The sequence below is a fragment of the Streptomyces sp. NPDC043680 genome (assembly GCF_056436685.1).
Window position 1 is genome coordinate 112,940 of the sequence record NZ_JBWKCE010000020.1, and the last position, 8,760, is coordinate 121,699.

Consider the following 8,760-nt stretch of genomic DNA (forward strand, 5'->3'; position numbering starts at 1 on the left):
GGGGTTGAGGGGGGCTGAAGAGGTCCGTCAGAGCCGCAAAGCCGCCCGGCTGGATTCCGCCTTACCGTTTGCCGCCGTGGCGAGTGGAGCAAGGCAGAATGCCGTCACGTCATGGGCGTGGTCGCATCACCTCATGAAAGATCCGTTCGCGTGCGACGATCCGGCTGCGCTGTCCGCGTCCACGTCTGCTCCGGCCGACCGTGCAGCGGCTCGCCGCGCGGTGGCCACTCATGCCGAGAGCCCCGCGGAGTGCGAGGTGCTGCTCGACATGCTTGGGCTGCTCCCCGACGAGGAGCGCGCCGTGTGTGCGCTCGGACTGCCGGCGGAGACCGGCGGCCGGACGCGGCCGTGATGCCGTGCCGGCTTCACCCGTCCGGAGCCGCACCAGGGTGCGTTTTCGTGTGCGGTTCGCTGAAATGCAACGAGCCTGAATTTCTCATTGCAGCATCCGCCGCAAGGCTCCGCACCTTTACACCATGGCGACAGCGCACGGTGCTGGGGTATCAGCCGGTGAGTTGGTAGAGGCTTCTGCCGACGAGCCACAGTCCCAGGAGGAGGCAGATGAACACGATCGCCGGGTCCTTGTGGCGTTCCAGCCATGCGCGCAGGCTCAGCAGGGCGAGTTGGGCCTTCTCGGGGGCGAACACCATGTACAGCTCCATGGCCAGCAGGGTGGAGGTGGCCAGGAGGCAGAAGGCCGTGAGGGCCAGAAAGGACTCGCCGTGGGAGAGGTCGGCCTGGATGACGGTGGCGGCAGCGGCGCTGACCATACCCCAGGGCTGGAGCAGCACGGCGAGGGCTGCCGCGGACCATCCGGTGACGTCGTCCATCCGGGATGTTTCGGATGGCCCGGTAGCCGCGGCCCCCTCCTGTGCGGAGGACTCCGGAGCTGTGGCCGTACGGCGGCTCCGGCGCCGCCTGTGCCCGCTGTACACCACCAGGGCGACACCGATGACCAGCGTGGCCACGAGTGCCGCGACGGACGGCGGAGAGCGGGGCGGGGGTGGCTGCCCGTCGGTGACGAGGAGCACGATGGCCATCACGGCCACGAGGCACGCCAGCCAGGCGAGGATGAACGCCAGGCCCCTGCGCACCCCGTGGGATGCGGACACCACCAGGACGAAGGCCATGATGGGCAGCGGGAACAGCGTGACTGCCAGGCCGATGAGGAGCAGGTCAAGCACCATGGCGGCGCACCCCGCACCCGTGCTTCTTCCCGGACGGCAGGGTGGTCCGGGCCGTGGCCGGTGTCGCTCTCACAGAAGTGAGGCTCATTCGACCATCGTGACCCTGCCCTGGTCCGGAGCGCAAAAGAATCTTTCCCTTGGAGAGCACGTGCTAGGCGACGCTTGCGGCCTGGTCGAGTTCGGTGTCGAGAGCGAGTGCCGCGGTGATGAGGGCGAGGTGGGTGAAGGCCTGGGGGAAGTTGCCGAGCTGTTCTCCGGTGAGGCCGACCTCTTCGGCGAAGAGCCCGACGTGATTGGCATAGGTGAGCATCTTGTCGAAGGCGTAGCGGGCCTGATGGAGACGGCCGGCCCTGGCGAGGGCGTAGACGTACAGGAAGGTGCACAGCGAGAAGGTGCCCTCGGAGCCCTCCAGCCCGTCGGGGGACGCCTGCGGGTCGTAGCGGTGGACGAGGCTGTCGGAGACGAGTTCGCCGTCCATGGCGTCGAGGGTGGACAGCCAGCGCGGATCCCTGGGGGTGATGAAGCCGACCAGGGGCATGAGCAGCAGGGATGCATCCAGGACGGTGTTGTCGTACTCCTGGACGAACGCATGGCGCTCCTCGCTCCAGCCGAGGGTCATGACCTGCTGGAGGATGGCATCCCGTGCAGCGGTCCAGCCGGTCAGGTCGGCTGGGCGGGCGGTGGCGACGGCCTGGCGGATGCCCCGGTCGAGGGCGACCCAGCACATGAGGCGGCTGTAGGTGAAATCCTTCTGCCCACCACGGGTTTCCCAGATTCCCTCGTCGGGGCGGTCCCAGTTCTCGCACAGCCAGTCCAGCAGGGCGGCGCAGCGCAGCCAGTCGTCGAAGCCCACCACCTCGCCGACCTGGCCGGCCTGGGCGAGGGCGTAGACGGCCTCGCCGTAGATGTCCATCTGCAGTTGGTCCGCGGCGCCGTTGCCCGATCGCACCGGTACGGAGCCCCGCCAGCCCTCCAGGTGGTCGAGGACCTCCTCGGTCAGGTACGGGTCTCCGTCGACGCGGTACATGATCTGCAGGGGTTCGCCGTTGGGGGCGCCGCCGTCCCTGAGTCGCTGGAGGAGCCAGCTGCGGAAGGCGTTGGCCTCGTCGGTGAAGCCGAGGCCGCGCATGGCGCGGACCGAGAGGGAGGCGTCGCGGACCCAGGTGTAGCGGTAGTCCCAGTTGCGTTCGCCGCCCTCCTGCTCGGGCAGGCCCATGGTGGCGGCTGCGATCGGTGCGCCGGTCGGTGCGTACGTCATCAGCTTGATGGTGATCGCGGAGCGGTTGACCATCTGCTGCCAGCGGCCGCGGTAGGTGCAGTGTGCGATCCAGCCGTGCCAGAAGTCCCGCACGGCGTTGAACTCCTCCACCATGTCACCCACGTTCACCGCCGACGGGGCTGCGCTGCCCGCGTCACAGACTGTCAGCAGGACGGCCGCGCGTTCCCCTTCGGCCAAGGCCACGGTCGCCCGCACGTCCAGCCCGTCGGCCTCCAGGGCAACAGGCCCCAACGCTTGCAGGTGCGCGGTGATACCGGGTCCGTCGAAGCGGGCGGTGGCACCGTCGAACCTCAGGTCGTGCGGTGCCCGGCCGTAGTCGAAGCGCGGGCGGCACTCCAGGCTGAAGCGCGCGGTCCCGCGTACACCGCGCATGACCCGCACCACTTGGTGTCGGTCGGTGACGGTATGTGGATCGCGCACGGGCATGAAGTCGATGACCTCGCCGACGCCTTCGGGGGTGAGGAAACGGGTGATGAGGACAGCGGTGTCGGCCAAGTACAGCTGGCGGGTGACGACCTCGGCGTTGCTCGGCGGTTCGTCGTCGGAGACGGGCAGTGCGTCGGCGGTGATGGCGAAGTAGCCGCCTCGGCTGTCGTCGAGCAGGCCGGCGAAGATGCTGGGCGAGTCGAAGCGGGGGGAGCAGAACCAATTGAGTACACCCTCGGACGAGACGAGGGCACAGGTCTGCAGGTCCCCGATCAGACCGTGCTCGGCAATCGGCGGGTAGGGGCGCATCGGCCCTCCACGAGGGATGAGGCTGCCGCTCTCAGGAACTGAGGACTTTGGCCTTGGCCTGCTCGTACTCGGCTGCCGTGATGTCGCCGCGGCTCTTGAGCTCGGCGAGCCGCGACAGTTCCTCGCCGGCGTTGACGGTCCCGGCACTCTCGCGCACATAGGAGCGGAAGGCCTGCTCCTGCTGGTGGGCCCGCCTCAGCTCGCGTTCGCCCATCCCGCGTCCTCGGGCGATCAGATAGACGAGGACGCCCAGGTAGGGCAGCACAATGACGAAGATGGTCCATCCTGCTTTGCCCCAGCCGTTCAGCTCGTCGTCACGGAAGATGTCGCCGATGACGCGGAAGAGCAGCATGAACCAGAGCACCCAGAGGAAGCACAGCATCATGGTCCAGAACATGTTCAGCAGAGGGAAGTCGTAGTCCTCTGCCAGGTTGAGCAGCGAGTTCTGCATGGCCGGTCTCCTGTTGGTTGGCGGGCCCGGCGGGCCCTGAAAACAGTTTGCGTCCGAGAGGACGAGTGGTCGCGTTCATGCAGGCGCTGGGGTGAACGGGTACAGCTCGTCAGCGCCGGGTTGTACGACGCCGTAGCTGCTTTCCGGTACCTCGTTCCAGGCGCCGGGCAGGTCGCCGAGGGGTTCGGACACGATGAGACGGGTCTCATCGGATACTTCCTGGAGGAACGCCACATCGGGGTGCAGCCTGCGCAGCGCGTCCACCTTGCTGCTGTAGAACAGGGAGCGGGAAGCGTGCCCGCTGGAGTAGCGGAAGGCCCAGACGCGTTCGCCGTCGGTGATCGCGAGCGTCATCTGGAGCGGGAACTCCACTCCGTGCTCGCGGCCGGCGCGCTCCACCACTCCCGCCATCCGGGCCACGGCGGCCGGCGGGTCCCGGTCCAGGCCGAAGGTGAGGGCCAGGTAGAACATCACCTCGGAGTCCGTCGTTCCTTCGATGTCGGCGTACAGAGCGGGATCGACGAGCAGGGTGAGGTCCCGGCGCATGAGGTGAAAACCGGCGATCGCACCGTTGTGCATGAACATCCAACGGCCGTGCCGGAACGGGTGGCAGTTCGACTGCTGCACCGCGGTCCCGGTCGACGCCCGGATGTGGGCGAAGAACAGCGGGGAGCTGACATGGTCAGCCATCTCCCGCAGGTTGCGGTTGTTCCAGGCGGGACCGACGTCTCTGAGAAGCGCCGGAGTGTCGTTGCCCTCCGTGTACCAGCCGACACCGAACCCGTCGCCGTTCGTCGTCTCGACACCGAGCTTGGAGTGCAGGCTCTGGTCGATCAGCGAGTGGGCCGGTTTGTACAGGATGGTGTCGAGCAGCATGGGCGTTCCCGAATACGCGAGCCATCGGCACATGCGTGATCACCTGCGTCCCTACAGCGTTGCGAGAGCCACATCGCCTTCCCACTCGCCCCCGGAATTGCGCTGTTTGCAACGAGCTCGCCCGCCGTGCTGCGGGCAACGTCGTGTGGATCTCATCCGGCAATCTCATTCTCGGCTCCCTCCCGGAGGAGTGCCACGCGGGGGAGAACCGGGCGACCATCGATCCGAGCAATCGCGGCGGCATGAGACAGAGTGGCGAAATGCCGGATACAAGGCATTCCGTCATTGTTCTCGGGAAGGGCGGTCGCCGCCGTCGCAGTTTGTCCCCCGAGGAGTCTCTCCGTGCCCGAACCGGAGGCCAGTCCGCGTCGGCTCGCCGTCCCCGGCTGGATGCGCAAGCACACCCCGCTGCTGGGCAGGCTCCTGGAGCAGCTCGCGACCGTACGGGTCCTGGACTGTGCGACCCGGCTGGCCGCCCAGGCCTTCCTCGGTGCGCTGCCGGCCATCTTCGTCATCGCCGCCGTCGCACCCGAGTGGCTCCAGGAGGAGCTGGTCTCCTCCATCCGCGCGACACTGGGGCTCCAGGACGCCGCGCTGGACCAGGTGCGGGATGTGTACTCCGCCACCGACCCCATGGCCGTGGCAAGCACCAGCGGGGTGGGAGTCCTGGTGACCCTGCTGTCGGCCACCGCCTGCAGCCGCGCCCTGCAGAAAACCTGTGAGCGCTCATGGCACCTGCCCAAGGCCAGGGCGCGGCTCGCCGCGTGGCGGTGGCTGGCCTGGATCGTCGTCTGGCTGGCCGCCCTGCTGTTCCAAGGCCCGGTACAGAACGCCTTCGGCGCCGGCCGGGCCGTCGGATTCCTCGTCGCGACGGTCAGCAGCACCCTGCTGTGGTGGTGGACCCAGCACTTGCTGCTCGGCGGCCGGGTGCCCTGGCTGCCGCTGCTGTCCGGAGCGGTTCTGGCGGGCGTCGGGGGGCAGTTGCTTTCCCTGGGATCGAAGATCTACATGCCCCATGCCGTGGAGCGCAGCATGCAGCAGTTCGGCAGCCTCGGCTCGGTCTTCGTCCTCCTGTCCTGGCTCATCGTGTTCTTCATCGTCATCACGCTCGCCATCGCCGTCGGGTACGTGGTGGCCCACGAGGCCCTGCCGGCGCGCTGGCTGAAGACGCCGCCCACCGCACCCGCGCACCTGTGACCGTGAGCGGCTAGCGGTCCCCGACGGGCCCGGTCCCGGTATCGGCGCCGACCCCGTCACCGCGGCGGCCACTGGCCGCCAGCAGTGCGAGTACGGCGAGCACTGCCAGCAGGATGAGCACCAGCAGCAGGACCGTGAGCACCGTCGGGTGGTTCCACAACGCGAACACCAGCGCGAGTACGAGCAAAACGCCGGTGGTGAGCCAGCGCCGGTGGGCCTGCACCCAGGTGCCGACCCGCCCGGCGCGCACCCCGCGGGCGGCGCCCCAGCCCGCGGCGGAATCAGCCGCACGCTCCGCCGCACTGCGTACGCCGCGCGGCAGGCGGCCGGCGCCGGACAAGTAGGCGCCGAGCGCCACGGCAACCCCGAGGACGATCGCGGTCCGGATGCTGACCCGCAGGAACCGCACGAGCGTGTCGAAGACCGCCGACGCCGCGGCCGGGGACTGGACCTGCTCCGGGAGGTGGTCGAGGTAGTAGCGGCGTGCGAGGGTCAGACCGATGCCGACGAGGAGGCAGGCGGCGGCCGCACACAGCATGGTGGTCACCAGCGCCCGGCGTCTACGCCGGGCGAGCAGCACACCGGCCGCCCCGAGGAGCACGGTGAGTACGGGTAGCCAGTTGCCGACGATGTCCAGCAGGTGCACCGCGCCCCTGATCTTGGCCAGTTTGTCGGACTGGAGGAGCACCATCTGCTTGTCGACCTCGGGGATCTTCTCGGCCGGGGAGAGGCCGGCCTTCACGAGGTCCTGCTTGACGTTCTCCACGGCGGCGCCGACGTCGAGGGTGACTGTTCCGCCCTCGACTCCCACCGCGCCGCGGCCCTCACCAGTCATCGCGTGCACCACGGCGGAGTGGGCGGCGCGGTTGGCGGTGGTCCAGACGGTCTCGAACCGGTCGCTCTCGACGAAGCGGGTGGCCACCTTGGAGACGGCCGCATCCGCGGCCGAGTCCAGCTGCGGGCCCAGAGCCTTGACCGCCGTTCCGACACGGGGCGGCAGCCCCTGGGCCTCCAACCACTTCGCCAGGTCCGCAGTGACCTGACTACCGTCGACCCGTACGTCGGCCGCCTCGGTGATCCGGTGGACGGCGGCGGCCTCGATGTGCGGGTTCGAGGCGAGCGGGGAGACCGTGGACACGTACCGGTCGGTGTCCAGCACGATGTCGTGCACCCAGACCGTGAGCAGAGAGATCGGGACGAGGATGCACGTGAGCGTGATCAACACGGCCGAAACGGTGCCCGTCACGATCCTCCGGGGACGCGAAGCCTCCGTCCGACCTGGTCCGGGTCGCTCAGACGACAAACTCATGGGGCTCCCTGGGGGCGACTGGGGCGAAGGCCGCTTCCCGGTCATTGGACACGTCGCGCCGCAGGTCTGCACGCTCGGTTGAGCCCAACGTGTAATGCGCACACGTGGTGACGTGTGCGGACGTACCCGCGGACCAGCCACCAGCGATCAGGCGTGCCCTACCGTCGAATACGGTCCGCCATCCGGAAGACCCCTATTCCTCTGCCGCCCGTTCCGCAGCGCGCACCTGAGCAGCGAACTCATCCTCGGGCATGCGCTCCAGAACCCCGCCGTGGCGCCGGGCCAGTTCGTCTCCGGGCTCCTGCGTGGCTTCGTCCACGTCCACGATGAGCAACGCGGAGCCCTCGTCAATGCGACTGCTCAGCATGATCAGGCCCGCGCCGTTCTCCAACAGATCCTGGTTCTCGACAGCGCCACCCAGGGCCGCGCCCGCGGCGGCGCCCAGCAGGACACCCAGCGGTCCGCCCAGCAAACCGATCAGCCCACCGGCAAGACCGCCGCCCGCCGTCCTCCTGCCGGCCCCTTGCACGTGGGTCTCCGGTACGTCGAGCAGCCCCTCGGCGGAGCGCTCCAAGATCGATGCCTGACGCAGCCCCGGCAGCGTGAGTGCCTCCTGGAACGCCGCACGGCTTGCCTCCCGATCAGTGAACGAGATCAGCAGCACCTGATGGCTGTCCGCCATGTCGACCGTCCTCCGCTACTACGCGCCGGGCACACGCTTACACCTTCACAGTGGAACCCGCCGAAGGCCTCGCCGCCACGCGCAGCACACGGGGCGGCGCTGCCGGCCGCCACGTCTCTGGCGGCCGGCACTCGGGACAACCGGGGTCCGGACCGATCGCGGCCAGGTGCGGGCCTACCACCAGTACACGAAGACCATGCTGTGAAACCAGCGGCGAGAGTTAAGTCTCCGGTGCAGGGCGGGAGGCCGCCGACATTCGCGCACTGCCGTCACCGAGGTCAGCCACGGCGGGGCATGATCGGGACGGATGCTGACCACCTGCTGACCTGGCCCCCGGGCCTTTCCACGCGGCCACGCAGACGCCCGGCTGGGGTTCCCCAGCCGAGCGTCTGTCCACACTGTCCGGCCGCCCGGCGTCACCACCGTTCCCGGGCGACCGGATGGCATGGATCATCCGGACTGCCCGTAGTCACCTTGGTTGTCACCTTGGTTGTGGCCCTTCTGCTCACCCGTATCGGGCTGAGGGACCTTCTCGGGGACCTTCTTGGGGGCCGTGGGTGTGCCGTCGTCCGTGCCCTGGTGCGTGTTCTTCTGCGTGTCCTGGTTGACGCCCTCGCGGTTGTCCTGGCCCGTGCCCTTGTTGGTGTTCTCGTTGGTGCCCTCGTGCTTGTTCTGGCTGGTGCCCTGCCGGTTCTCCTTCTTGTACTCGCTGGTGCCCTGCTTGTTCTCCTTGCTGGGCTCGCTGGTGCCCTGCTTGTTCTCCTTCTTGTGCTCGTCAGTGCCCTGCTTGTTCTCCTTCTTGTGCTCGTCAGTGCCCTGCTTGTTCTCCTTCTTGTGCTCGTCGGTGCCTTGCTTGTTCTCCTTCTTGTGCTCGTCGGTGCCTTGCTTGTTCTCCTTCTTGTGCTCGTCGGTACCTTGCTTGTTCTCCTTCTTGTGCTCGTCGGTACCTTGCTTGTTCTCCTTCTTGTGCTCGTCGGTGCCTTGCTTGTTCTCCTTCTTGTGCTCGTCGGTGCCTTGCTTGTTCTCCTTCTTGTGCTCGTCGGT

At 68.2% G+C, this 8,760-nt stretch carries 9 protein-coding genes; 2 read left to right on the top strand and 7 right to left on the bottom strand.

Going from position 1 to position 8,760, the window contains the following annotated elements:
- The first annotated feature begins 133 nt into the window (after positions 1–133).
- The gene (locus tag AC0666_RS29065) at positions 134–352 is read left to right on the top strand and encodes a hypothetical protein (RefSeq protein ID WP_468969363.1); all 219 of its coding nucleotides are present in this window, start codon (positions 134–136) and stop codon (positions 350–352) included.
- 151 nt (positions 353–503) lie between these two features.
- Here AC0666_RS29065 and AC0666_RS29070 read toward each other — a convergent pair whose 3' ends face one another.
- The 4 genes from AC0666_RS29070 to AC0666_RS29085 form a co-directional block, all read right to left on the bottom strand.
- Complete coding sequence (locus tag AC0666_RS29070) at positions 504–1,187, bottom strand: GAP family protein (protein WP_478708649.1); 684 nt, start codon at positions 1,185–1,187, stop codon at positions 504–506.
- A 151-nt stretch (positions 1,188–1,338) separates the two neighbouring features.
- Entirely contained in the window at positions 1,339–3,201 is a 1,863-nt protein-coding gene (locus tag AC0666_RS29075; RefSeq protein ID WP_468969358.1) for a glycoside hydrolase family 15 protein, read from the bottom strand.
- Between the two features lie 31 nt (positions 3,202–3,232).
- Positions 3,233–3,652: an SHOCT domain-containing protein gene (locus tag AC0666_RS29080; RefSeq protein ID WP_478708650.1), complete on the bottom strand. Its 420-nt coding sequence runs from the start codon at positions 3,650–3,652 to the stop codon at positions 3,233–3,235.
- 75 nt (positions 3,653–3,727) lie between these two features.
- A complete protein-coding gene (locus AC0666_RS29085; protein ID WP_468969352.1) occupies positions 3,728–4,561 on the bottom strand; it encodes a class II glutamine amidotransferase in 834 nt (277 codons plus the stop codon).
- Positions 4,562–4,870: 309 nt separating this feature from the next.
- Here AC0666_RS29085 and AC0666_RS29090 point away from each other — a divergent pair, with 309 nt between their 5' ends.
- Positions 4,871–5,725 carry a YhjD/YihY/BrkB family envelope integrity protein gene (locus AC0666_RS29090; RefSeq protein ID WP_468969349.1) on the top strand — a complete coding sequence of 285 codons (855 nt, stop codon included), beginning with the start codon at positions 4,871–4,873 and terminating at the stop codon, positions 5,723–5,725.
- Positions 5,726–5,735: 10 nt separating this feature from the next.
- Here the strand turns inward: AC0666_RS29090 and AC0666_RS29095 are convergent, their stop codons facing one another.
- The 3 genes from AC0666_RS29095 to AC0666_RS29105 all read right to left on the bottom strand — a co-directional run.
- The gene (locus AC0666_RS29095; RefSeq protein ID WP_478708651.1) at positions 5,736–6,950 is read right to left on the bottom strand and encodes a hypothetical protein; all 1,215 of its coding nucleotides are present in this window, start codon (positions 6,948–6,950) and stop codon (positions 5,736–5,738) included.
- A gap of 277 nt (positions 6,951–7,227) precedes the next feature.
- Positions 7,228–7,716 carry a hypothetical protein gene (locus tag AC0666_RS29100; RefSeq protein ID WP_468969343.1) on the bottom strand — a complete coding sequence of 163 codons (489 nt, stop codon included), beginning with the start codon at positions 7,714–7,716 and terminating at the stop codon, positions 7,228–7,230.
- 450 nt (positions 7,717–8,166) lie between these two features.
- Positions 8,167–8,760, bottom strand: a 594-nt coding sequence (locus AC0666_RS29105) for a hypothetical protein (RefSeq protein ID WP_478708652.1), incomplete at its 5' end; no start/stop codon positions are given.

What these genes read in the sequence shown, in the direction of transcription:
- AC0666_RS29065 (WP_468969363.1), top strand. Translation starts at nt 134, where the DNA reads ATGAAAGATCCGTTCGCGTGCGACGATCCGGCTGCGCTGTCCGCGTCC.
- AC0666_RS29070 (WP_478708649.1), bottom strand. Translation starts at nt 1,187, where the DNA reads ATGGTGCTTGACCTGCTCCTCATCGGCCTGGCAGTCACGCTGTTCCCG.
- AC0666_RS29075 (WP_468969358.1), bottom strand. Translation starts at nt 3,201, where the DNA reads ATGCGCCCCTACCCGCCGATTGCCGAGCACGGTCTGATCGGGGACCTG.
- AC0666_RS29080 (WP_478708650.1), bottom strand. Translation starts at nt 3,652, where the DNA reads ATGCAGAACTCGCTGCTCAACCTGGCAGAGGACTACGACTTCCCTCTG.
- AC0666_RS29085 (WP_468969352.1), bottom strand. Translation starts at nt 4,561, where the DNA reads ATGTGCCGATGGCTCGCGTATTCGGGAACGCCCATGCTGCTCGACACC.
- AC0666_RS29100 (WP_468969343.1), bottom strand. Translation starts at nt 7,716, where the DNA reads ATGGCGGACAGCCATCAGGTGCTGCTGATCTCGTTCACTGATCGGGAG.